Source organism: Streptomyces thermocarboxydovorans, from assembly GCF_039524635.1.
GTDB lineage: Bacteria > Actinomycetota > Actinomycetes > Streptomycetales > Streptomycetaceae > Streptomyces > Streptomyces thermocarboxydovorans.
This window is the reverse complement of record NZ_BAAAGU010000074.1, coordinates 1-20,843: the sequence shown is the minus strand read 5'-3', so window position 1 is coordinate 20,843 and position 20,843 is coordinate 1. Positions and strand designations below refer to the sequence as shown.

The 20,843-nt window shown below is 72.8% G+C and carries 24 protein-coding genes and 1 pseudogene; 11 read left to right on the top strand and 14 right to left on the bottom strand.

All coding sequences use genetic code 11. The features are described from left to right. Positions 1-53: 53 nt before the first annotated feature. The gene (locus ABD198_RS27025) at positions 54-608 is read left to right on the top strand and encodes a methylated-DNA--[protein]-cysteine S-methyltransferase (protein WP_344006684.1); all 555 of its coding nucleotides are present in this window, start codon (positions 54-56) and stop codon (positions 606-608) included. A 26-nt stretch (positions 609-634) separates the two neighbouring features. Here the strand turns inward: ABD198_RS27025 and ABD198_RS27020 are convergent, their stop codons facing one another. Then, the gene (locus tag ABD198_RS27020; RefSeq protein WP_344006682.1) at positions 635-1,096 is read right to left on the bottom strand and encodes a VOC family protein; all 462 of its coding nucleotides are present in this window, start codon (positions 1,094-1,096) and stop codon (positions 635-637) included. Positions 1,097-1,196: 100 nt separating this feature from the next. Between ABD198_RS27020 and ABD198_RS27015 the strand changes: the two genes are divergently transcribed. After that, positions 1,197-2,108, top strand: coding sequence for a pseudouridine-5'-phosphate glycosidase (locus ABD198_RS27015; RefSeq protein WP_344006680.1), 912 nt, complete (start codon positions 1,197-1,199; stop codon positions 2,106-2,108). Further along, the gene (locus ABD198_RS27010) at positions 2,105-3,019 is read left to right on the top strand and encodes a carbohydrate kinase family protein (RefSeq protein ID WP_344006676.1); all 915 of its coding nucleotides are present in this window, start codon (positions 2,105-2,107) and stop codon (positions 3,017-3,019) included. Before ABD198_RS27015 ends, ABD198_RS27010 begins: the two co-directional genes overlap by 4 nt. 225 nt (positions 3,020-3,244) lie before the next feature. Here the strand turns inward: ABD198_RS27010 and ABD198_RS27005 are convergent, their stop codons facing one another. Beyond that, positions 3,245-4,054: a methyltransferase domain-containing protein gene (locus tag ABD198_RS27005; protein WP_344006674.1), complete on the bottom strand. Its 810-nt coding sequence runs from the start codon at positions 4,052-4,054 to the stop codon at positions 3,245-3,247. A gap of 226 nt (positions 4,055-4,280) precedes the next feature. Here ABD198_RS27005 and ABD198_RS27000 point away from each other — a divergent pair, with 226 nt between their 5' ends. Continuing rightward, entirely contained in the window at positions 4,281-5,408 is a 1,128-nt protein-coding gene (locus tag ABD198_RS27000) for a magnesium and cobalt transport protein CorA (RefSeq protein ID WP_344006672.1), read from the top strand. A gap of 60 nt (positions 5,409-5,468) precedes the next feature. On the opposite strand, the gene ABD198_RS26995 is transcribed toward ABD198_RS27000, so the two are convergent. Both ABD198_RS26995 and ABD198_RS26990 read right to left on the bottom strand, forming a co-directional pair. Next, positions 5,469-5,894 (bottom strand): CBS domain-containing protein, encoded by a 426-nt coding sequence (locus tag ABD198_RS26995; RefSeq protein WP_344006670.1) that lies wholly within the window; start codon positions 5,892-5,894, stop codon positions 5,469-5,471. Positions 5,895-6,132: 238 nt separating this feature from the next. Continuing rightward, positions 6,133-6,765: a nucleoside/nucleotide kinase family protein gene (locus ABD198_RS26990; RefSeq protein WP_344006668.1), complete on the bottom strand. Its 633-nt coding sequence runs from the start codon at positions 6,763-6,765 to the stop codon at positions 6,133-6,135. A 121-nt stretch (positions 6,766-6,886) separates the two neighbouring features. Here ABD198_RS26990 and ABD198_RS26985 point away from each other — a divergent pair, with 121 nt between their 5' ends. From ABD198_RS26985 to ABD198_RS26975, 3 genes are all read left to right on the top strand, one after another. Next, complete coding sequence (locus ABD198_RS26985; RefSeq protein WP_344006666.1) at positions 6,887-7,585, top strand: DUF2293 domain-containing protein; 699 nt, start codon at positions 6,887-6,889, stop codon at positions 7,583-7,585. Positions 7,586-7,728: 143 nt separating this feature from the next. Next, positions 7,729-8,208, top strand: a complete 480-nt coding sequence (locus ABD198_RS26980; RefSeq protein ID WP_344006664.1) for an anthrone oxygenase family protein — start codon at positions 7,729-7,731, stop codon at positions 8,206-8,208. Between the two features lie 250 nt (positions 8,209-8,458). Further along, positions 8,459-9,949 carry a glutamate synthase subunit beta gene (locus ABD198_RS26975; RefSeq protein ID WP_344006662.1) on the top strand — a complete coding sequence of 497 codons (1,491 nt, stop codon included), beginning with the start codon at positions 8,459-8,461 and terminating at the stop codon, positions 9,947-9,949. A gap of 202 nt (positions 9,950-10,151) precedes the next feature. On the opposite strand, the gene ABD198_RS26970 is transcribed toward ABD198_RS26975, so the two are convergent. The 3 genes from ABD198_RS26970 to ABD198_RS26960 all read right to left on the bottom strand — a co-directional run bounded on the left by ABD198_RS26970 (position 10,152) and on the right by ABD198_RS26960 (position 12,248). Next, a complete protein-coding gene (locus ABD198_RS26970) occupies positions 10,152-10,955 on the bottom strand; it encodes an SAM-dependent methyltransferase (protein ID WP_344006660.1) in 804 nt (267 codons plus the stop codon). A 156-nt stretch (positions 10,956-11,111) separates the two neighbouring features. Next, a complete protein-coding gene (locus ABD198_RS26965; RefSeq protein ID WP_344006658.1) occupies positions 11,112-11,387 on the bottom strand; it encodes a DUF397 domain-containing protein in 276 nt (91 codons plus the stop codon). Next, entirely contained in the window at positions 11,388-12,248 is an 861-nt protein-coding gene (locus ABD198_RS26960; RefSeq protein WP_344006656.1) for a helix-turn-helix domain-containing protein, read from the bottom strand. Positions 12,249-12,470: 222 nt separating this feature from the next. Here ABD198_RS26960 and ABD198_RS26955 point away from each other — a divergent pair, with 222 nt between their 5' ends. Both ABD198_RS26955 and ABD198_RS26950 read left to right on the top strand, forming a co-directional pair. After that, positions 12,471-13,130: an ATP-binding protein gene (locus ABD198_RS26955; RefSeq protein WP_344006654.1), complete on the top strand. Its 660-nt coding sequence runs from the start codon at positions 12,471-12,473 to the stop codon at positions 13,128-13,130. Further along, complete coding sequence (locus tag ABD198_RS26950) at positions 13,127-13,573, top strand: hypothetical protein (protein ID WP_344006652.1); 447 nt, start codon at positions 13,127-13,129, stop codon at positions 13,571-13,573. The genes ABD198_RS26955 and ABD198_RS26950 overlap by 4 nt, the downstream gene beginning before the upstream one ends. A gap of 74 nt (positions 13,574-13,647) precedes the next feature. On the opposite strand, the gene ABD198_RS26945 is transcribed toward ABD198_RS26950, so the two are convergent. The 7 genes and pseudogenes from ABD198_RS26945 to ABD198_RS26915 all read right to left on the bottom strand — a co-directional run bounded on the left by ABD198_RS26945 (position 13,648) and on the right by ABD198_RS26915 (position 19,636). Continuing rightward, positions 13,648-13,836 carry a hypothetical protein gene (locus ABD198_RS26945; protein WP_344006650.1) on the bottom strand — a complete coding sequence of 63 codons (189 nt, stop codon included), beginning with the start codon at positions 13,834-13,836 and terminating at the stop codon, positions 13,648-13,650. A gap of 156 nt (positions 13,837-13,992) precedes the next feature. Next, the gene (locus ABD198_RS26940) at positions 13,993-14,682 is read right to left on the bottom strand and encodes a DUF899 domain-containing protein (protein WP_344006648.1); all 690 of its coding nucleotides are present in this window, start codon (positions 14,680-14,682) and stop codon (positions 13,993-13,995) included. 171 nt (positions 14,683-14,853) lie between these two features. Beyond that, positions 14,854-15,999, bottom strand: a pseudogene (locus ABD198_RS26935) (amidohydrolase); the annotation flags it as partial. 58 nt (positions 16,000-16,057) lie between these two features. Next, positions 16,058-16,843, bottom strand: a complete 786-nt coding sequence (locus ABD198_RS26930; protein ID WP_344006646.1) for a nucleotidyltransferase family protein — start codon at positions 16,841-16,843, stop codon at positions 16,058-16,060. 32 nt (positions 16,844-16,875) lie between these two features. Further along, positions 16,876-17,670 carry a uracil-DNA glycosylase gene (locus ABD198_RS26925; protein WP_344006644.1) on the bottom strand — a complete coding sequence of 265 codons (795 nt, stop codon included), beginning with the start codon at positions 17,668-17,670 and terminating at the stop codon, positions 16,876-16,878. Continuing rightward, positions 17,667-19,019 carry an MFS transporter gene (locus tag ABD198_RS26920; protein ID WP_344006642.1) on the bottom strand — a complete coding sequence of 451 codons (1,353 nt, stop codon included), beginning with the start codon at positions 19,017-19,019 and terminating at the stop codon, positions 17,667-17,669. The genes ABD198_RS26925 and ABD198_RS26920 overlap by 4 nt, the downstream gene beginning before the upstream one ends. Continuing rightward, entirely contained in the window at positions 19,016-19,636 is a 621-nt protein-coding gene (locus tag ABD198_RS26915) for an ArsR/SmtB family transcription factor (RefSeq protein ID WP_344006640.1), read from the bottom strand. The genes ABD198_RS26920 and ABD198_RS26915 overlap by 4 nt, the downstream gene beginning before the upstream one ends. Positions 19,637-19,729: 93 nt before the next feature. On the opposite strand from ABD198_RS26915, the gene ABD198_RS26910 reads away from it, so the two are divergent. Together ABD198_RS26910 and ABD198_RS26900 are read left to right on the top strand one after the other, a co-directional pair. Continuing rightward, a complete protein-coding gene (locus ABD198_RS26910) occupies positions 19,730-20,233 on the top strand; it encodes an RNA-binding S4 domain-containing protein (RefSeq protein WP_344006638.1) in 504 nt (167 codons plus the stop codon). Positions 20,234-20,505: 272 nt separating this feature from the next. Further along, positions 20,506-20,775: a DUF6343 family protein gene (locus tag ABD198_RS26900; protein ID WP_344006636.1), complete on the top strand. Its 270-nt coding sequence runs from the start codon at positions 20,506-20,508 to the stop codon at positions 20,773-20,775. Positions 20,776-20,843 lie beyond the last annotated feature (68 nt).

Here is a 20,843-nt window from a genome sequence, read left to right as displayed (position 1 = left end):
GCTCTGAGCCGCTGAGCGTCGCGTTGTCAGTGGCGGGTCGTACGGTGGGCCGCATGGACAGCCATGGGCAGGACGAGCAGCGGGTCGTGTGGGCCGTCGTGGACACCGGCATCGGCCCGCTGCTGCTGGCGGCGACCCGCAGGGGCCTGGTCAACGTCGTCTTCCACGCGACCGACGCGGTGCGCGAGGCGGCCTTGCGGCGGCTCGCGTCGCGGTTCGGCGATGAGCCGGTAGAGGAGCCCGGCGCACCGCTGCTGGCCGAGGCGATACGCCAGGTCCGCGCCTACTTCGCCGGTGAGCGGAAGGAGTTCGAGCTGCCGCTGGACTGGTCGCTGATCTCCGGCTTCAACCGCGAGGTGCTGCAGGAGCTGGCCTCCGGCGTCCCGTACGGCACGGTGGTCGGCTACGGCGACCTGGCCGGGCGGGTCGGTCAGCCCGGTGCCGCACAGGCGGTGGGCATGGCGATGGGGGCCAATCCGCTGCCGGTGGTGGTGCCCTGCCACCGGGTGGTGGAGAGCGGCGGCGGCATCGGCGGGTTCGGGGGCGGTCTGGAGACCAAGCGGCGGCTGCTGGCGCTCGAAGGGGTGCTGCCCGAGCCGCTGTTCTGAGGCTCGGGCAGGGCGTCAGGGGCGCATCAGTCGTAGTGGCGCGCCTCGAAGACGTTGCCGTCGGGGTCGCGGAAGTAGAAGCTGCGCCGGGCCAGGCCGCGGGCGCCGAAGGAGTCGTGGCCGATGTCCGTCATCGGTACGCCCTGCTCCGCCAGGCGGGTGCGCAGCGCGTCGAAGGCGGGGGCCGTCAGGGACAGGCAGACGTGGTTCACGGGGTGGCCGGCGCTCTCCGCCGCGCCGGGAAGCGTCGTCATCCGCTCCGCCTTGGCCACCGGCATCAGGTCGAGGATGGTCTCCTCGTTGACCCGCACCGACGGGAAGGGCGCCTCGCCCGCGGAGTAGTCGGGGAGCCGGACGGGCTCCAGGCCGACCGCCTTCTCGTAGAAGCCGGCCGCGGCGACGGGGTCGCGCACCCAGAGGACGATGTGATCGAGGCGTGCCGTGTGTGTTGCGTCCGTCGGATGATCGTCCGTCGTGTTTTCGGTCATACGTCCAGGCTCCGCGATCTCCGGGACGCCGTGCAAGGGGTTTGATCGGGCGCCCGGCCCGCCAGAGATGAGGGAAGGGCGGCAGACGGGAGGCAGACCAGTGGTGCTCACGGTGTCCGATGAGGTGCGGGAGGCGCTCGCGTCCGGCCGGCCGGTGGTGGCCCTGGAATCCACGATCATCGCGCACGGGCTGCCCCGGCCGCGCAATCTGCAGGTGGCGGCGGAGCTGGAGGACGCCGTCCGGCAGGAGGGTGCCGTGCCGGCGACGATCGCCGTGCTGGACGGCTCGCCGCACATCGGTCTGGACAAGGACCAGCTGGAGCGGGTCGCGAGCGAGGACGGGATACGCAAGCTGGGCCTCCGGGATCTGCCGCTCGCGGTGACCTCGGGGGCGAGCGGGGCCACCACCGTGTCGGCGACCGCGCTGCTCGCCGCCCGGGCGGGCGTGCGGGTGTTCGCGACCGGCGGTCTGGGCGGGGTACACCGGCAGTGGACGGTGACGCAGGACGAGTCGGCCGATCTGTCGCTGCTGGCGCACACCCGGATCACGGTGGTGTGCGCGGGCGTGAAGTCGATCCTGGACGTGCCGGCGACGCTGCAACGGCTGGAGACCCTGGGCGTCGCGGTCGCCGGGTACGGCACGGACCGCTTCCCCGGCTTCTATCTGTCGGACTCCGGGCATCCGGTGGACTGGCGGCTGGACACCCCGGAGCAGGTGGCCCGGGTCATGCGGGCGCAGGACGCGCTCGGCGGACCCGAGTCGGCGCTGATCGTGGCGCATCCCGTGCCGGAGGACGAGCAGCTGGACCCGGCGCTGCACGACCGTGTGCTCGCCGAGGCGCTGCACGCCTGCGAGCGGGAGGGCGTCATGGGGCAGGCGGTCACGCCCTTCCTGCTCGACTACCTGGTGCGGCACACCGCCGGCGCCTCCCTCGCCGCCAATCTCGCGGCGGTGCGGGGCAATGTGCGCCTGGCGGCACGGATCGCGGCGGCCTGGAACGCCGGGGAGTGACGGTGGGCCGCGCGGGAGCGCTGCTGGTCGCCGGTGATGTGATCACGGATGTCGTCGCCCGGCACCGGGGCCCGCTGGCCCCGGGCACGGACACCACGGCCTCCGTCCGGCGGGTGCCGGGCGGTGCGGGCGCCAATGTGGCCTGCTGGGCGGCACGTCGGGGCGGTGCGGACGTACGGCTGCTGGGGCGGGTCGGCGCGGACGAGGCGGAGTGGCACGAGCGGGCGCTGACGGCATGCGGCGTGCGCCCGGCTCTCGTCGTCGACGAGGAGGCGCCCACCGGCACGGTGATCTGTCTGGTCGACGAGGGCGCCAGGGCCGAGCGGACGTTCCTCACCGACAGCGGTGCCTCGCTGCGGCTCGAACCGGCCGACTGGTCCGACGCGTTGCTGGACGGAGTGGCCCGGCTGCATCTGTCGGGCTATCTGCTGTTCAGCGAGAGCGGCCGGGAGTTCGTGACGGTGGCCATGAAGGCCGCCCGCGCACGGGACGTGCCGGTGAGCCTGGATCCGGCCTCGGCCGGGTTCATCACGCGGCTGGGCACCGAGCGGTGCCTGGCGCTGGTCGGCGGTGTGGACGTGCTGCTGCCCAGCCGCGACGAGGCCTGCCTGCTCACCGGGCTGTCCGACGTTGCGGAGGCGACGGCCCGGCTCAGCCGGAGCGTCCCGCTGGTGGTGACCAAGCAGGGTGCGCGCGGCGCGCTGCTGGCGCGTTCGGGAGCGGTCTACGCCCATGTCCCGGCCGTGCGGGCGGTGCCGCGGGACACCACGGGCGCCGGCGACGCCTTCACCGGTGCCTTCCTCGCGGCTCTGCTGGAGGGTGCGGAGCCGGAGGAGGCGGCGGCACGCGGGTGCGCGGCGGGCGCGCGGGCGGTGGAACACGTGGGCGGCCGGCCTCCGGCGCGGCTCTGACGCCTGTTCCGCAAGATTTCGGCCATGATCGGCCGTGGTCCGCGAGACCTCTGGCTTGGTCCAGGGAGGCCTCGGCCGTGGTCCGGTGAGGCCTCGGCTTGGTCCAGGGAGACCTCGGCCGTGGTCCGGTGAGGCCTCGGCTTGGCCCGGCAAGACCCGGCCTTGGCCCAGCTTGAACTCCGGCTTGGTCCAGCGAGACCTCGGCCCGCGGGGGCTCAAGCGTCCTCACAAAGCCTTGGGCTCCTGCGACTTGCGTCCCCGGGCGGAGACCAGCGGTGCGGCCGACAGGTCCAGCCGGCCCGAGGCGAGGTTGCCGAGGTGCTCGTCGATGTCCCCTGCGGTGGCCAGTCCCGCCACGAGGAGCCGGTCGCCGAACAGCCGGACGGTGACGGACTCCAGCGTGGCGCAGGCCGGGTCGGCGAGCGGCACGTACGCGTCGGCCCTGACGTCGGTGAGGCCGGCCTGCCGCAGCAGGCGGGGCAGGACGCGGCCCTGGGCGGGGCTCTGGCCGCGCTTCGTGCGGAGCTCGTGGATGCCGTGCCGCAGCCGGTTGGCGAGCCGCTCCTCGGGGCCGTGCTCGTCGGGGCAGGCGAGGGGCTGGAGCTCGGGGTCGGTGTCCTCGATCAGCAGATGTCCGCCGGGGCGCAGGGCGGCGGCCATGGTGCGGACCGCCCCTTCGCGGTCGGCCGCCGCCACGAGCGGGAGCCGGGCGTGCACCAGGTCGAAGCCCTCCCCAGGAGGTTCGCCGGACGCGATGTCGTGGTTCAGGACCTCCACCGGCGGGCGGGCGGCGGGGGCGGGCCGGGTGGTGTCGGTCGAGGTCGCCAGCACCCGGCCGGTCGGCCCGACCCGCTTGGCCAGCCAGAAGACCAGGGAGGGGCCGCCGCCGATCTCCCAGCAGCGCCAGCCGGGGCGGACCCCGACGGTCTCGAGATGCCGGATCGTCGTGGGGTCGTACAGGGCGGCGAAGGCGTCGTGGCCCTCCGCCGCCTCGGACTGCCGGTGGTGGAGCACGTTCCCGTCGGTTCGCATCATGATGCGATCATTCCATTTGCCCGGCTTGTCCTCGGTGGGCGACGCGGCGAGAACGCGGCCGGACTCGGTTCGTCCACAGCCGGCAACAAGGGTTCGTCCACAGCCGGGAACAAAGCGGAACGAGCCCTATCCACAGGCCCGCACGCGGGTCGGGCCGTGCTGGCAGACTGCTCGCCAAGGCGCGGAGCGCGGACGCTGCGCGGGGGAACCACGCGAGGAGAGCCGGATGTCGAGGGCAGCACAACTGCGGAAGGTCACCAGTCTCGGCAGGGTCGCCGGACTGCGCAGAGTCGCCCGGCTGACCCGGCGCCGGCCACGCGTGGACCTGAGCCACCCGGCCCGCTCGCCGCTCGGCTCCTCGGTGGTCAACTGCGTGACCTACCGGGACGGTGTGCGCACGGCGGCGAGCGGCGACCTGGTGGAGGCCGTGCGGCAGGTGCGCAAGAGCGGCGAGGGTTTCGTCTGGCTGGGGCTGCACGAGCCGGCGGACGAGGAGTTCACTGGCGTCGCCGAGCTGTTCGACCTGCATCCGCTGGCGGTGGAGGACGCGGTCGAGGCCCATCAGCGCCCCAAGCTGGAGCGGTACGGGGAGACGCTCTTCGCGGTGTTCAAGACGGTCTGCTACGTCGAGCACGAGGAGCTCACCGCCACCAGCGAGGTGGTGGACACCGGCGAGATCATGGTGTTCCTCGGCCCGGACTTCGTCGTCACGGTGCGGCACGGCCGGCACGGCTCGCTGGGTCCGGTGCGCGAGGACCTGGAGTCCGACCGGCAGCAGCTCGCCCTGGGGCCGTCCGCGGTGCTGCACGCGATCGCGGACCACGTAGTGGACGACTATCTGCGGGTCATCGACTCGGTGCAGCTCGACATCGACCATGTCGAGAGCGACGTCTTCGCCGAGCACGGCGCGCGGGTCGATCCGGGCCGCATCTACCAGCTCAAGCGTGAACTCCTCGAGCTGAAGCGGGCCGTGGTGCCGCTCGACCGCCCGCTGGAGGAGCTCGCCACCCGGCCGGCCCGGGTGATCGCCCCGGACATACAGGCGTACTTCCGCGACGTGGCGGACCATCTGCAGCGGGCGAAGGAGCAGATAGCCTCCTTCGACGAGCTGATCAACTCGATCCTGCAGGCGCACCTGGCACAGGTCACGGTCGCGCAGAACGAGGACATGCGGAAGATCACCGCCTGGGCCGCGATCGTGGCGGTGCCGACGATGGTCTGCGGTGTGTACGGGATGAACTTCGACCACATGCCGGAGCTGCGCTGGCGGTACGGCTACGGCATGGTCATCGGCGTCATATCGGTGGCGTGCCTGCTGCTGTACCGGGCGTTCCGCCGCAGCCGCTGGCTCTGAGCGGCCCGCGGTCCGGGCCGGCCGGCGCCGGCACGGATCGCAGTACGGGGCCGGTGTGGGTCAGGCGGTCGTCCTGGCGTACACGCTCTCCGCCCAGGAGGCCAGCTGGTCGTCCGCCAGGTGCTGGGCCAGGTCGGCTTCGCTGATCATGCCGACCAGCCGTTTGTCCTGGACCACGGGGAGCCGGCGGATGCGGTGGGTCTGCATCTCGCTGAGCACCTCGCTGATGTCGGCACCGGCGTCGATCCAGCGGGGTGTGCCCTTGGCCAGGTCGCCAGCGGTGACCCGGGCGGGATCCTGGCCCCTGGCGACACAGTCGACGACGATGTCACGGTCGGTGAGGATGCCGCACAGCCGCTCGTTCTCGTCGCTGATGGGCAGGGCACCGACGTTCAGTTCCCGCATCAACTGAGCGGCGCGGTCGAGGGTTTCGTGGGCGGGGATCCACTGGGCGCCGCGGTGCATGATGTCTCCGGCGGTGGTCATCGAATACCTCCCGTTGCCGGACGGCCGGCGCAGCGCGGAACACGCCGCGAGTCCCGGCGCCTCTCATTGTCTCGGCTCACCGCGCCCGCGGCACCCGGAGGGCAGGGGCCGCAGGCGTCATCTGGAGGCGCGTCCCGTACGGGGCTCGACCCGGTCGCGCGTTCCTGTCCGGGGATTTGCCTGGTGGCGCCCTCCGTCCGGGGATTCACCAGGCCGCACATACCCGTCCGGAGACTGCTCAGCCGCGCCAGGCCGGGCGGCGCGGGTCGTCGGCACGGATCAGCACATCGGCCGTCTCCGCCGGACCGGTCTCCCGCTCGTAGCGCTCGAAGGCCGGCAGCGTCCACCGCTCCGGCTCCGGTGTCCGGCGGCGCAGCGCGCCCGGGGAGAGCAGGAGGTGGACGCTCAGATCGAAGGGGAACCAATGACGCAGCAGGAAAGGACCATGCAGCAACAGCACGCCGCCCGGAGGGAGTTCGACGTAGGGGCTGCGGGTGGAACGGTCCGTGACCGGGTCCCGCAGGTCGGGCAGGACGCGGCCGCTGCCGCCGGGTTCGAGAGGCCCGAACACCTCCCGCCACAGCGCGCCGGTGTCGTACCAGCCCTCGTAGTAGGAGTCCACGTCCCGGTGGCCGTGCTCGAGGCGGAGCGAGGCGGGCCGCCAGAATCCGTCCGTACCGACGACCAGCGAGGGGCGGCCGCATACCCGCAGCGCCTCGGCGACGCGTTCGGCGAGATCGCCGGGCCGGGCAGCCGGTGCTCCGTCGAAGGCGGCCCGCAGCCAGGGACCGCCGTCGGCCGCCCGCAGCCCGAGCAGGCGCTCGGCGAGGAGGTCGCCGAGCCGGTCCCAGGTGATCGCTTCGAGTCGCACACGCCCCATGATGCGCCGCCCCCGGCGCGTGTGGCGCGGTGTGCCGGGCGCCGGCCCACAGGACGGGCCGCGCGCCGCGCGGGACGTGGGGCCACCCCCTGCCGACGGGAAGGAGAAGAGCATGGCCTCCCGCACAACTCCCCCTCCGCATGCCGGACTTGTCGTGCACCAGCCGCTCGGCCGGCGGCACTGTTCGGCCTGCCGGCGCGGTCCGCTGCCGCTGCTCGTCATGGAGAACGGGGTGCCGCGCTGCCTGGACTGCGCCGACCTGGACCATCTGGTCTTCCTGCCGCGCGGGGACCCGGCGCTCACCCGCAGGGCGCGGGAGGAGAGCAGGCTGTCGGCGGTTGTCGTGCGGTTCAACCGGCGCAAGGGCCGGTACGAGCGGCAGGGGGTCCTGGTCGAGGAGGATGCGCTGGCCCGGGCCGAGCAGCGGTGCCTTGCGGACGCCGAGGCCCGCCGCAGGCGCCGGGCGCGGGACGCGCGGCGGCGGGCGGCCGAGGACGTGCGCTTCACCGCGGCCTTCGCGGCGGAGATCCGGCGGCTGTATCCCGGCTGTCCCGAGGAGCGGGCCCGGGCCATCGCCGGGCACGCCTCGGCGCGCGGCAGCGGCCGGGTGGGCCGGAGCGCGGCGGGACGGGCCCTGTCGGAGGGCGCGGTGATCTCGGCGGTCGTGGCGTCCGTGCGCCATCTGGACACCCCGTACGACCGGCTGCTGATGAGCGGCGTGCCCCGCCACGAGGCCCGCCGCAGGATCGCCGCCGCCGTGGAGACGGTCCTGCGGAGCTGGCAGGGGGCGGGCCTCGGCTCCGCCGGGTGAGGAGGGACGCGAGGGATCACATGTGGACGTACGCGTATGCCCCCGCGACGGCCGGCCATGGTCCGGCACGGATACGGGGACTTGACTGGGGATGACGGAGATTTCCGGGAAGCGGGCGCGGCTGACGACGGGGAGATGACGACGTGATCGACGGACCGTACTTCGTGCTGACGGTGCTGGGCGTGCTGGGCACGGGACTGGTGGCGGGAGTCTTCTACGCCTTCTCGAGCTTCGTGATGAAGGGTCTCGCCGCGCTGCCGCCGGCCCAGGGCGTGTCGGCGATGCAGGCGATCAACGTGGCGGCGGTGACGGCGGCCTTCATGGCAGTGTTCACCGGCTCGGCGGTGCTGTGCGCGGTGATAGCCGTGGTGACGTTCGTGCTGTGGCCGGACGGCGGCACGGCCGAGCTGCTGATCGGCAGCGCGCTGTATCTGTTCGGTTCGTTCGGGGTCACCATCGCCGCGAACGTGCCGCGCAACGACGCGCTGGCCAAGCTGGAGCCGGGCACACGGGAGGCGGCCTCATTCTGGCCGGGCTATGTGCGCGAGTGGACGGCGTGGAACCACGTCCGTACGGTCGCCTCGGCCGGTGCGGCGCTCTCCTACCTCCTCGCCCTGACCTGACGGCGGGCCCCGGCACCTGACGACGGGCCCCGGCCGCACCCGCCGGACCCGGCGCGCAACGCAGCGCAGGTCACCACACCGACTGCCGCGCCGCTCACCACGCCGACCGGCGCCCCGGTCACCAGGCGCATCGCCGCACGAAAGGCGCTGTCGCGCGCGCTGCGGGTGCGCGGGAGGCGACGTATCGTGTCGGGAGGAGCGCCGCCCGACGACGCACGGCCTGTCACCCTCGCACGCTAGGAAGACGGCCATGGCCGATCCCAAGGGTTTCCTCACCACTCCCCGCCAGGACTGGCCGCGCCGGCCCGTCGAGGAGCGGGTACGGGACTGGGACGAGGTCTACGTCCCGGGAGCGCTGCTGCCGATCATCAGCAAGCAGGCCGACCGCTGCATGGACTGCGGGATCCCGTTCTGCCACGAGGCCTGTCCGCTGGGCAATCTGATCCCCGAGTGGAACGATCTGGTCTCGCGCGAGGACTGGCGGGCGGCGGCGGAGCGGCTGCACGCCACGAACAACTTCCCGGAGTTCACCGGACGGCTGTGCCCGGCGCCCTGCGAGGCGGGGTGCGTGCTCGCCATCAACCAGCCGGCGGTCACCATCAAGAACGTCGAGTGCGCCATCGCCGACCGTGCCTGGGAGGAGGGCTTCGCGCAACCCGCTCCCCCGGACCGGCTGTCGGGGCGCACGGTCGCGGTGATCGGCTCGGGTCCGACCGGTCTGGCCGCGGCCCAGCAGCTGACCCGGGCGGGTCACACGGTCGCCGTGTACGAGCGGGACGACCGCATCGGCGGACTGATGCGGTACGGCATCCCCGCGTTCAAGATGGAGAAGCGGCATCTGGAGCGCCGGATCGAGCAGATGACAGCCGAGGGGACGAAGTTCCGTACGTCCACGGCGGTCGGGCGCGATGTGGACCCGGCCGAGCTGCGGACGCGCTACGACACCGTGGTGATCGCCACGGGGGCGACGGCCTGGCGTGAACTCCCCGTACCCGGTCGGGAGCTGGCCGGCATTCACCAGGCGATGGAGTATCTGCCGCTGGCCAACCGGGTGTGCGAGGGCGATCTGAAGACCTCGCCGCTGTCGGCGGCCGGCAAGCACGTGGTCATCGTCGGCGGCGGCGACACCGGCGCGGACTGCCTGGGTACGGCGGTGCGGGAGGGCGCCGCGTCCGTGACGCAGCTCGACATCTACCCCCAGCCCGGCACCGAGCGCGACGAGGAGCGCGAGCCCTGGCCGACCTACCCGAAGGTCTACCGGGTGTCCCCCGCGCACGAGGAGGCCCGTGATCTGCGGACCGCCCAGCTGGCGGACGCGGACGCGCGGCTGTTCGCGGCGTCGACGCTGCGGTTCTCCGGCGACGAGGACGGCCATGTGCGGTGGCTGCACCTGGTGGAAGTGGACGAACAGCGCCGTCCCGTGCCCGGCACCGAACGGGCCCTGCCGGCCGATCTCGTCCTGCTGGCCCTCGGCTTCTCCGGCCCCGACCGGAGCGACGGCCTGATCGACCAGCTGGGCCTGGCCATGGCCCCCAACGGTACGATCGCCCGCGACCAGGACTTCGCCACCAACGTGCCGGGAGTCTTCGCGGCCGGCGACGCGGCCCGCGGACAGTCTCTGATCGTCTGGGCCATCGCCGAGGGCCGCGCGGTCGCAGCAGCCGTCGACCGCCACCTCACCGGCGGCTTCACCCGCCTCCCGGCCCCCATAGGCCCGTACGACCGCCCCATGCGAGTGTGAGCCGACCGCCCCCTCGTACGCATGCACGCCGCGGGGACACCGGACCCCTCAGACCCCGAAACACCAGGCCAGGCCCCCTCAACAGGCTCCCCAAAACACCTGCGGCGGCCCGCTCCACGCAGAGACGGGCCGCCGGCAGGGGCGGGCGGTGCCGGAACTCAGGGCTGGGCCCCACCGCCCGGTCCGGTGGGTGCTGCGGGGGTCACGGCTTGCGGCCCACCGCCCCGTAGCCCGGGATCACCCCGTCGTCCTGACCGGGGACCGGGTCGCCCAGCTCCGGGTGCCAGCGGTGGGGTACCTCGATGCCGGGGTCGATCAGCTCCAGCCCCGTGAAGAAGCGGGCGAACTCCTCGCGGGAGCGCAGCGCCAGGGTGACCCCGGCGGCCTTCATCTTCTCGGTGGCCTCCCGGGACTCCTCCGGTGTGAAGTCGGCGGTCGCGTGGCTGACCACCAGGTAGCTGCCGGAGGGCAGCTCGGACACCAGCCGGGCGACCAGCTCGTGCGCGCCGTCCTCGTCGGGGACGAAGTGCAGCAGCGCGATGAGCGACAGGGCGATCGGCCGGCCGAAGTCGAGGACCTTGCGCGCGCCGGCCATGATGGTGTCCGGGTCCCGCACGTCGGCCTGCAGATAGTCGGTCGCGCCCTCGTCCGTGCCGCGCAGCAGTGCCGCAGCGTGGGCGAGGACGATGGGGTCGTTGTCGCAGTAGACGACGCGTGACTCGGGGGCGATCCGCTGCGCGACCTGGTGGAGGTTGGGCTCGGTCGGGATGCCGGTGCCGATGTCGAGGAACTGGCGTATCCCCTCCCGGGCCAGCCAGGTGGTGGCACGGTGCATGAACGCCCGGTTCACGCGCGCCATGACCGGAACGCGCGGTTCGAGCTCCAGCATCTGCCGGCCCATGGCCTCGTCGACCGGATAGTTGTCCTTGCCGCCGAGATACCAGTCGTACATCCGCGCGGGGTGCGGTTTGCTCGTGTCGATCTCGACGGGGTTCTGCCCGGTCATGAAGGACTCCGTAACTCTCTGCAACTGTTAATGATCAATTCCGTGGTGCTCTGTGGTGCTCGGTGAAGGAGACGAAGAAGCGGAGGAATACGAGGAATACAAGGAAGGCAAGACAAGGACAGCAGAAGTGAAGGGAGACAGAGCAGTCAGCCACCCTCAGGAGATCAGGAAGTCCGCCTCCCCTGCCTTGGCTCCTTCGATGAAGGCGTTCATCTCGTCCGCGGTGTAGATCAGCGCCGGCCCGTCCGGGTCGGTGGACTGCCGCACGGCGACCCGGCCGTCCGCCAGCTTCATCGCCTCCAGGCAGTTGCCGCCGTTGCCGCCGCTCCACGGCTTGTGCCAGCCCTCGCTGCCCAGCTCACGCGCGGGCATGCCGTTGTAGATCCGCTGGGGTCGGATCAGTGGCTGGGGGCGGGGTTTGGTGCGTTTCATTCATAGCTCCTTGCGGAGATCCCGGAGGATCTCCTTCGTGCGATGTGCCGTGGCGGCCTGTGCCGCCATGCGGTCCATGACTTCGAGGTAGGTCGCCACCTCGGCGCGCGCGTCCAGGTAGACGGCACCCGTCAGGTACTCGCTGTAGACCATGTCCGGCAGCTCGGGCATGGCGAACCGGAACAGCACGAACGGCCCGTACGTCCCCGGGTGCGGGCCGCTCGCGAACGGGGCGACCTGCAGCGTGACGTTGGGCAGTCTCGTGGCCTCGAGCAGTTTGTCGATCTGCGCACGCATCACCTCCGGGCCGCCCACCGGGCGGCGCAGGACGGTCTCGTCCATCACGACCCACAGCCGGGGCGCGTCCTCGCGGGTGAGCAGTTCCTGCCGCTGCATGCGCAGGGCGACATGCCGCTCGATGTCCTCGGGCTGCGTCTGGCCGATGGCCCCCGAGCGCAGCACTCCGCGGGCGTACGCCTCGGTCTGCAGCAGGCCGGGCACGAAGTGCGGCTCGTAGCTGCGGATCAGGGAGGCCGCCCCCTCCAGGCTGACGTACATCGAGAACCAGCCGGGCAGGATGTCGTGGAAGCGCTGCCACCAGCCGGGCTTGTTGGCCTCCTCCGCCAGCTGCACGAAGGCGTCGGCCTCCTCGTCGGAGACGCCGTAGGCCTTCAGCAGAAGCTGGAGGTACGGGATCTTGAGGGCGACCTCGGCCATCTCCATGCGGCGTACGGTGGCAGGGGCGACCCGCAGGATACGAGCCGCCTCCTCACGCTTGAGCCCGGCGCGTTCCCGCAGGTCCAGCAGGCGCCGGCCGAGGACGACCTGCCCGACCGTCGGCGCGGACCGCGGTTCGCTCACGCTCCACCTCCACGAAAGATCCGTACAGCCCGGCGGCGCCATGCGAGACCACCGAACCGAACACCCATTCCCCTGAAACTCCCAGGAAACAGGCGTTCGACGGTCTCAACTGGCGCCGCGCGAGATGCTGTTGCGAGCAGTGTGCCACGCCTGTCCAGACCGTCACACAGCACTCTGCAATTTTCAGAGTGCCACTTGCCAAGTGTTCCCGCCGGGGCGATAGTGGCAAGCGTGATTCCGTCCGTGCCCTTAGGAACAGACGCCGCCGCGGGCCCCTCAGCCCTTGGCGCCTCCTCGGGAGCCGGCCCCGCCGGGGCGGCCGCCGAGCGACGGTTCCGTTTCGAGCTGGCCGCACATCCGGGTTCTCCCGCTCAGGCCAGACGTCTGACCAGGGCCCGGCTGAGCGGCTGGTCGGTGTGCGAGGACACCTGCGACACCGCCGCTCTGGTCATCTCCGAACTGGTCACCAACGCCATCGTGCACACGGCGAGCAGCCACATAGTGTGCAAGCTGCACGACGGCGACGAGCGCTTGCGCATAGCCGTGCGCGACGAGGGCTGCGCGCCGGGCCTGCCGCAGGCGAACGCCCGCTCCGACCCGGACGACGAGAACGGGCGCGGACTGCTGCTCGTAGACGCCCTGTGTCACGCCTGGGGCACGCACGAGCACGGCCCCGGACTGCTGGTCTGGGCCGAGCTGCCGCGCAAGGGCGACAGCCCGCGCGACGCCGGTGAGCCGCGCGACGACCTCGGCTGGGGCGCCCGCCCGAAGCCCGGCCCGGCGGGCGGCTCGGAGGAGGAGAACGAGGCCGAGGGACGCCGCCGGGAGAACGGGACGAGGCCCGCACCCCCGCAGCAGCGCCGGGAAGGGGGGCACGTGTGACGGGCGCCCGGGTACTGAGCCTGGACACGCTGGTCCGCCTGCAGCGCGATCTGTGCGCCGCCGGCCCGCAGCCGGCCGGAACGCCCCGCCGTCTGCCCGTCCCCGACGGAATGACGACGCCGATGGGCTGCGACGCGGTGGCGGTGCCCGCCCGCTTCGGACCGCTGGTCCTGCCCCGCCTGCCCCGCGTGGGGTGCGTCTACGCCGACGAGGCGCACTGGTGGTGGCTGGTCCCGTCGGACTCGGACTACGCGATGGAGTGGCCGGCTCCGGCCCGCTACACCACCGGCGCGGTCCTCCCGGACGCCCCCGGCGTCCCCGGCCTCATCCACCGCCCCGACGGCACGCTCCCCTACACACCGCCGATCCCTCTCTACCTGGCCCTGTGCCGTCTGACGGATACGGAGCCGACCTGGTCCCGGCCGATCCCCGCCCAGCCCTGACGGACGGCGCCCGGCGCACCGCACCGCTGTGCGCCCGGCGCACCGCACCGCTGCCGTCGCGTGGCTCTATGGCCTCACGCAGCGGCATCACCGTTGCTGTCGTCGCCGCTGCGGACGATCACCAGGAACATGTCGGATGCGAGGTCCATGACAACCTCGGCGGGCAGGCCCTCCAGACGCCTCGCATGCGCGAACTCCTCCGCCGGCCAGGACCCACGCGGCCCACCTGCGGGAAAGCGTTCGAGCACCGTTCGCCCGTTCACTCTGCCACCTCCATGTAGCGCTGTACTCGTAGAGTTAAACGCCAACCATGGGGCGGATGCCTCGTCCGGCGACGGTACTGAGACGTAGTTGACACCCGTTCACCGCTACGTGTGATCCGCGTCTCAGCCTTTCGGGTTAAACGCTCACCTTCCGCATCAGTCGTCGTACTCGTCGTGATAGCGGATCCGCGGGCTGCCTGCCGGAGCCCCGAGCGCCGATGCGCGCCCCTTCGGCTCCTCCCACTCCTCCTGGCGGCCCAGCGCGGTGAGGTCCAGCAGGCTGGTGGTGGAGCCCAGCCCGTCGAGGCCGCGCTCGTAGGTCGAGTACGTGTGGAAGACGCGGCTGCCGTCGCGCAGGAAGCAGCTCAGCCCCGGCCGCTCGACCAGCTCGCCCTCGTGTTCCCGGGTGACGTCGAAGTCCTCGTTGAAGTCGCCGGGGTACGACGAGTACCAGGGCATGGCCCAGCCCATCCGCGCCTTGAACGGCAGGATCTTCACGAACGGCGCCCGGGAGACCACCGCGAAGGTGGTGCCGCGGGCATGCAGATGGGCGAGATGCCCGATCTGGTCGAGGAAGGCCGAGCAGCTGCGGCATCCGGCGTCCCACTCCGGGGCGAACATGAAGTGGTAGACGACGAGCTGCTGCCGCCCCTCGAACAGGTCGAGCAGGGCGGCCTTGCCCTCACCGCCCTCGAACACGTATTCCCGGTCGATCTCGACCATGGGCAGCCGGCGCCGCTCGGCGTTGAGCGCGTCCCGGGCGCGGGTGACGGCCTTCTCCTTGGCCAGCAGACGCTCGCGCGCCGCGCGCCACTCGGCGCGCGAGACGATCTCCGGAAGCGGCATGGTTCCTCCTGGGCAACGGTCCCGTTGCAGAAGGTGACTGCGGCGCGCACCGGAACTCATCGCTCGCCCGGAGAATTTTCCTCCCGGCTTTCTCCTCCCGGCTTTCTCCTCCCGGCCTTCTCCCCTCAGGTGCCGTACTCGCGGATCTCAGGTGTGCCGTGCTCCTGGATCTCAGGAGTCGTGCTCCTGGATCCGCCGCCCGTGACCGTCGTACTCCTGGATCCGCCGCCCGTGACCGCGGTCGACAAGCGCCGGCAGCCGTTCCTGCAGCTCCCGCACCACCGCCGGAACGTCGATGGTGAGCAGCTCACGGTCCCGCATGAGCACCCGCCCGTCCACGATCGTGGTGCGCACGTCCGAGGCGCGGGCGCTGTGCACCAGGGTCGCGGCGAGGTCGTGGACGGGCTGGGTGTGCGGCCCGGTGAGGTCGACCAGGACGATGTCGGCGCGCCGCCCGGGCGCGATGCTGCCGACGCTGTCACCGAGCCCGACCGCCTGGGCGCTCTGCAGGGTGGCGTGGTGCAGCGCCTGCCGGGAGGTGAGCCACCGGGGGTCGCCCTCGGTGGACTTCTGGACGAGCGAGGTGAGCGCCATCGACTCCCACACGTCGAGGGAGTTGTTGGAGGCGGCGCCGTCCGTGGCGAGCCCGACGGGGATGCCCAGCTCCCGCAGGGCGCGGATGGGTGTGGTGGTGGGACAGGCGAACTTCAGATAGCCGCGGGGCGCACTCGCCACGGCGACCCGGCCGCCCGCGCACTCCAGGATCGGCAGGTCGCGGTCGACGATGCCGGTGCCGTGGGCGATCAGCACCTCGGTGTCCAGGATGCCGGTGCGCTCCAGGACCTCGACGGGGGTGACGCCGTGCCAGGCCAGGCTGGTCTCGGTCTGGTCGCGGTTCTCGGCGGCGTGCAGATGCACCGGCAGACCGTGCTCGCGGGCCAGCCCGGCGGTGGCGGCGAGGTCGTTGTCGTCCACGGTGTACGGCGCGTGCGGGGCGAGGCACGTGGTGATCCGCCCGCTCGCACCCCCGCGATGCCGCAGCGCGAACTCCAGCGACTTCTCCCGCCCTTGAGGTCCCTGCGAGGAGAAGAACGCCTCGCCCAGCAGCGCCCGCATCCCGCACTCGGCGACCACCCGGGCCACCGCGTCCATGGCGAAGTAGTGGTCGGCGAAGCAGGTGACACCGCCCCGGATCATCTCCGCGCATGCCAACCGCGCCCCCAACTCGACATCCTTCTCACTCAGGTTGGACTCGACCGGCCAGACGACGTCGTTGAACCACTCCTCGATCGGCAGGTCCTCGGCGAGCCCGCGCAGGAACGTACGGTCAACCGGCCCACGTCGTAGTGGAAGACGGGACGGAACGAGCCACCCTTCAGGTCGGCAGGACCGCTGTGACGGCTTCCGCGAGGAGTTTTTCCGTGGCGGTGACGGCGTTCGTCAGGGAGTCCGGGTCGGGGGTGAGGTGGGAGATGAGAGTGTCGGTTCCGGGGAGGCCGGCGCGGTGGAGGAGGCCCTTTTCGTTGGTGACCCACTCGCCGCGGGCCGCCAGGATCGCGTGGGCGGCGTGGGTGGCGGCGACGGCGATGCTGCCGGCCACCTGGGTGACGGCGCCCTTGGGGGCGTGGCCGGCCTTGGCGTAGGCGAGGGTGGCGGTGTCGGTGCCGTACCAGCGGGGCGGGGCGCTCCGGCGCAGCGCGGGGGGATAGCCGTCCGGGCGGGGAAGTTCGCCTCGCAGGACGCGGTTGACGGCCAGTTCGGCCACCAGGAGGTACGTGGGGATGCCCGCGAGGTGGAAGAGGAGAGGCTCGACGCGGAAGCGTCCCTGCTCGGCCTCGGCCAGTTGGTGCTCGACGACGTCGAGGTCCCGGTAGTGGACGTCGACCCGGCGTCCGTCGATGGTGAGCCAGGCGCCGCCGTTGAAGACGCCGCCGCCCCAGCCGCCGATCTCGGAGACCTCCCCCTGCCGGCCCACGGCGCGCAGGTCGTCGGGGTCGAAGGAGCCGCGGTAGTAGATCGCCAGGTCCCAGTCGCTGTCGGGGCGTTCGGTTTCCCGGGCCCGTGAGCCGCCGAGGGTGACGGCGCGGACGCCGGGGAGCGCGGCGAGGCGGTCGGCGGTGGTGTCGGGGAAGACGTCGTCGGTGTGTGCGTGACGGGTCATCGGTGCACCTTAACCGCGGTGCCGGGGCTCGTTCATACGGTTCTGCCGGTGGTCGGCAGGCCCGCCGCGTCCGCCGCCGAGCGCAGCATCTCGCGGAGCATGGGCGGGGTCAGCCGGCCGGTGAAGGTGTTGCGCTGGCTGACGTGGAAGCAGCCGAAGAGGTGGAGGTCCGGGCCGTCGGGGGCCTGGAGGACGGTGTGGGCGGCGTGGGCGAAGGCGGGGCGGGGGCGGGGGATCGTCCAGCCCGCCTCGGCCAGGGCCGGGAGCGTCGCCTGCCAGCCGAAGGCGCCGAGGATCAGCGCGGCGCGCAGGGTCGGGCGCAGCAGGCGGAGTTCCTGGACGAGCCAGGGGCGGCAGGTGTCGCGCTCCCGCGGGGTGGGCCTGTTCGCGGGCGGGGCGCAGTGGACGGGGGCGGTCACGCGTACCCCGTACAGCTCCAGGCCGTCGCCGGCGTGCACGGACGTCGGCTGGGAGGCCAGCCCCACGTCGTACAGCGCCTGGTACAGCACGTCTCCGGAGCGGTCGCCGGTGAACATCCGGCCGGTGCGGTTGCCGCCGTGGGCGGCGGGAGCCAGGCCGATGATCGCGAGCCGGGCGTCCGGCGGGCCGAAGCCGGGGACGGGGCGGCCCCAGTAGGTCCAGTCGGCGAAGGCGGCCCGCTTGGTGCGGGCGACCTCCTCCCGCCAGGCGACGAGCCGGGGGCAGGCCCGGCATCCGGTGATGCGCCGGTCCAGGTCGTGCAGGGCGCGGGCGGGGAGAGCGGCGGAAGCGGGGCTCAGGGTCGTGTCCCCGGTGCTTCCCGCTGCCGGCTCGCCGCTGGTGGTCATGAGTCCACCGTAGGCCAGTGGGCTCGGGAGGCGTGCCGGGTCGCCGGCGCGGGATCGGGGGCGCCCGGTGTCCCGCTACGGCGGAGCCAGAGCAGGGTGCCGGTCAGGAGGACGCCCGCGGTGAGCAGCCAGGGCCACGGGCCCGGGCTCATCGCCCCGACGATCACGCCGGCCAGCGCGCCGGCCGACTGCTGGGCGAGGGACTGGACGGAGAGTGCGGTGGCCCGGCCGTCACTGGTGACGCGGTGGTGCAGCAGGGTGTTCTCGTTCGGGGCGGCCGCACCGAGGCCGAGGTAGACCAGGCCGAAGCCCGCGGCGACCCCCGTCAGGCCGAGCGCGGCCGGCCGGGGGAAGGCGGCGGTGACACCGAGCAGCACCAGCCCGGCGGTGGAGACGCTGAGGGCGGTCAGGACCGCCCGTTCCCCGCTGCCGGTGCGCCGGGCCAGCAGCGGCGCCAGCTGGCTGCCCAGGCCCGAGCAGACGAAGCCGCCGCAGGCGAGCCCGGCGAAGAGCATCGCGCCCGGCTCCGACGCGCCGGTCAGGCTCACCGCCCGGCCTGGCATGAGCAGTTCGATCGCGGCCAGGGCGCTGCCCGCCGCGGCCGTGCTGAGCAGGATGCGGCGGACCAGCGCGTCCCGGGCGGCCGGCCGCGCCCCGTTCAGCACGGTGCCCGGGATGCCGCGCAGCACCGAGCGCACGGTCACGGGCGGCCGGGGCGGCTCGCGGAGGGCGGTGAGGACGTAAGCGACGAAGACGATCTCCACCGCCGCGCCGAGCAGGACCGGAACGGACAGGGGCAGGACGAGTCCGGAGGTCGACTCGGTGAGCCGGGCGCCGGGATCGGGGCCCAGGCCGAGCAGCCAGGGCAGTGCGCCGCCCAGCAGGATGCCGGCCGCGAGCGCGGCGGAGGTGGCGGTGCTGCCGCGGGCCAGGCCGGTGCGGAGTTCGGCGCCGGGTCCGGCGGCGGCCTGGACCGTGTCCACGTACCAGGCCTCGGCCGGCCCGCTGGCCAGCGCGCGGCCCGCGCCCATCAGCACCATGCCGAGGGTGAGCGCGGCCGCGGTGGTGCCCAGGGCGTGGAGCAGCAGGGCCCCGGTGTTGAGGACACCGGCCATGGCGAGGACCGGGCGGCGGCCGATGGCGTCGGAGAGGCCGCCGGTGGGGAGTTCCAGCACCGAGACGGTGAGGGAGTGGGCGGCGTAGAAGCCGGCGATGGCGGCGAGGGCCATGCCGCGCTCGGTGAACAGCAGCACCAGCGGGGCCATGGCCAGGCCCGGCGGCAGCCAGAAGAGGGCGCAGACGGTGACGTAGCGGCGGCGGGCCGTCCGGACCGCGGGCAGTTCGGTCACGGCGCCTCCCCGGCCGGGGAGGGAGGCGGGGCGAGGGGCAGTCCGGCAGTGAACAGGACCACCTGGCGGGCGCGGGGGTCGTCCGCGTCCCGGGCGGTGAGCTCGTCGAGGGTGCGGGAGACGACGTCCCACAGCTCGGTGAGCGACTCGGGGGTCAGGCGCGGCATCAGGTCGCTGATGCCGGACGGTTCGACCCACTCCTTGCCGAGCCGTCCCTCGGCGAGGTCCGCCTCGTGCCGGTCCAGGGACGCCACCAGGTGCTCGATCTGCCGCCGCCGCGCCATGCCGACGTACGCCCGGCCCGCCGCCGAGGACTCCATCGCCTCGTTGCTCCAGGACGTCACGGAGTGCACCGCCCGCCAGCGGCGCTCGCGCCCGTCGCGGTGCTCGGCCTCGGTGATGAAGGCGTACTTGGCCAGCACCCGCAGGTGGTAGCTGGTGGACGCGGACGACTCCCCCGTCCGCTCGGCCAGCTCGCTGGCGGTGGCCGGGCCGTCCTGCCGCAGCAGCCCCAGCAGCCGGATGCGCAGCGGGTGGGTGAGCGCCTTCAGGGCGTCGGTGTCCCGCTCGGGGTCAAGGACGCGCTTGTGGCCGGTCTCGGGCTCGTCACTGGGCATACGGCGAGGTTAGGACTGCCAAGACCGATCGCAAAAGAGTTTTTGCAAAAAATATTTGGGGAAAGTCCCGGCCGTGGCCGATAAGGTCGGGGCATGGCTTCCGAGGGTGTGCAGCAGGACGGGACGGATCCCAGGATCGCCGCTGCCGTGGCGGCTGCCGAGGCCGCCGGGCCGAAACCGGGCGAGAACGTCCGCATCGACAGCTGGATCTGGGCCGTACGTCTGATCAAGACGCGTTCACTGGGCGCTGCCGCCTGCCGGGGCGGGCATGTGCGGGTGAACGGCGAGCGGGTCAAGCCGGCCCACAGTGTCCGCGTCGGCGACGAGGTGCGGCTGCGGCACGAGGGCCGGGAGCGGGTGGTGGTCGTCAAGCGGCTGATCCGCAAGCGGGTCGGCGCCCCGGTGGCCGCCCAGTGCTACATCGACAACTCCCCGCCGCCCCCGCCCCGCGAGGTCGTCGCCGCGGCGGGCATCCGCGACCGCGGCGCGGGCCGTCCGACCAAGCGCGACCGCCGCGAGCTGGAACGCCTGCGCGGTCTCGGCGCACCGGGCGGCTTCGGCGCGGCCGGCGGGCGGGGCGGCAGGCCCCGGCCCTGAACACGCCGAACGGCGCCGGGGGGCCGAGGCATCCCGGGCGCCGTTCGTTCAGCGGGCGGCGGGCGGTCCGCAGACGGTGCCGCCCTTCACCCTGATGCCCGGCCGCGGCCGCCGACTGCGGCACCGGCACCAGCAGCCCGCCCGCTCCCGCCAGTTCGAGCAGCCCGACGGCGTACATCCCCGCGTGCCCCCAGCCCATCAGTTGGACCGGGGCGGAACCGGGAACCCATCGCTGGTGCGCGTCCGCGTCGGGGCGTACGTTGCGAACAGGAGTGGTGACCGTGATACGTACCGGCAGTGAGCCGAGGACCGCGCGCAGTCCGCTGCGGATGCGGTTCTGGCTGAGCCTCTGGGGCATCCTGTGGACGGGCTTCGGCACCGTGGCCTTCGCGATCACGGGCCGTCCGGGCTGGGCGATCGCCTGCGGAGTGCTCCTGCTGATCACCCTGATCGACATGGTGGTGATCATCCGCCACATCCGTCAGGGCCCGCACTTCCAGCCGGGCCGGGACGTGCCGCCCTACCAGCCGCCGGAGGGCTAGGTGTGCTGTTCGGAGAGGTTGGTGACGCGGCTGGCTGGTGGGCGGCCGCTGATGCCGGTGTGGGGTCG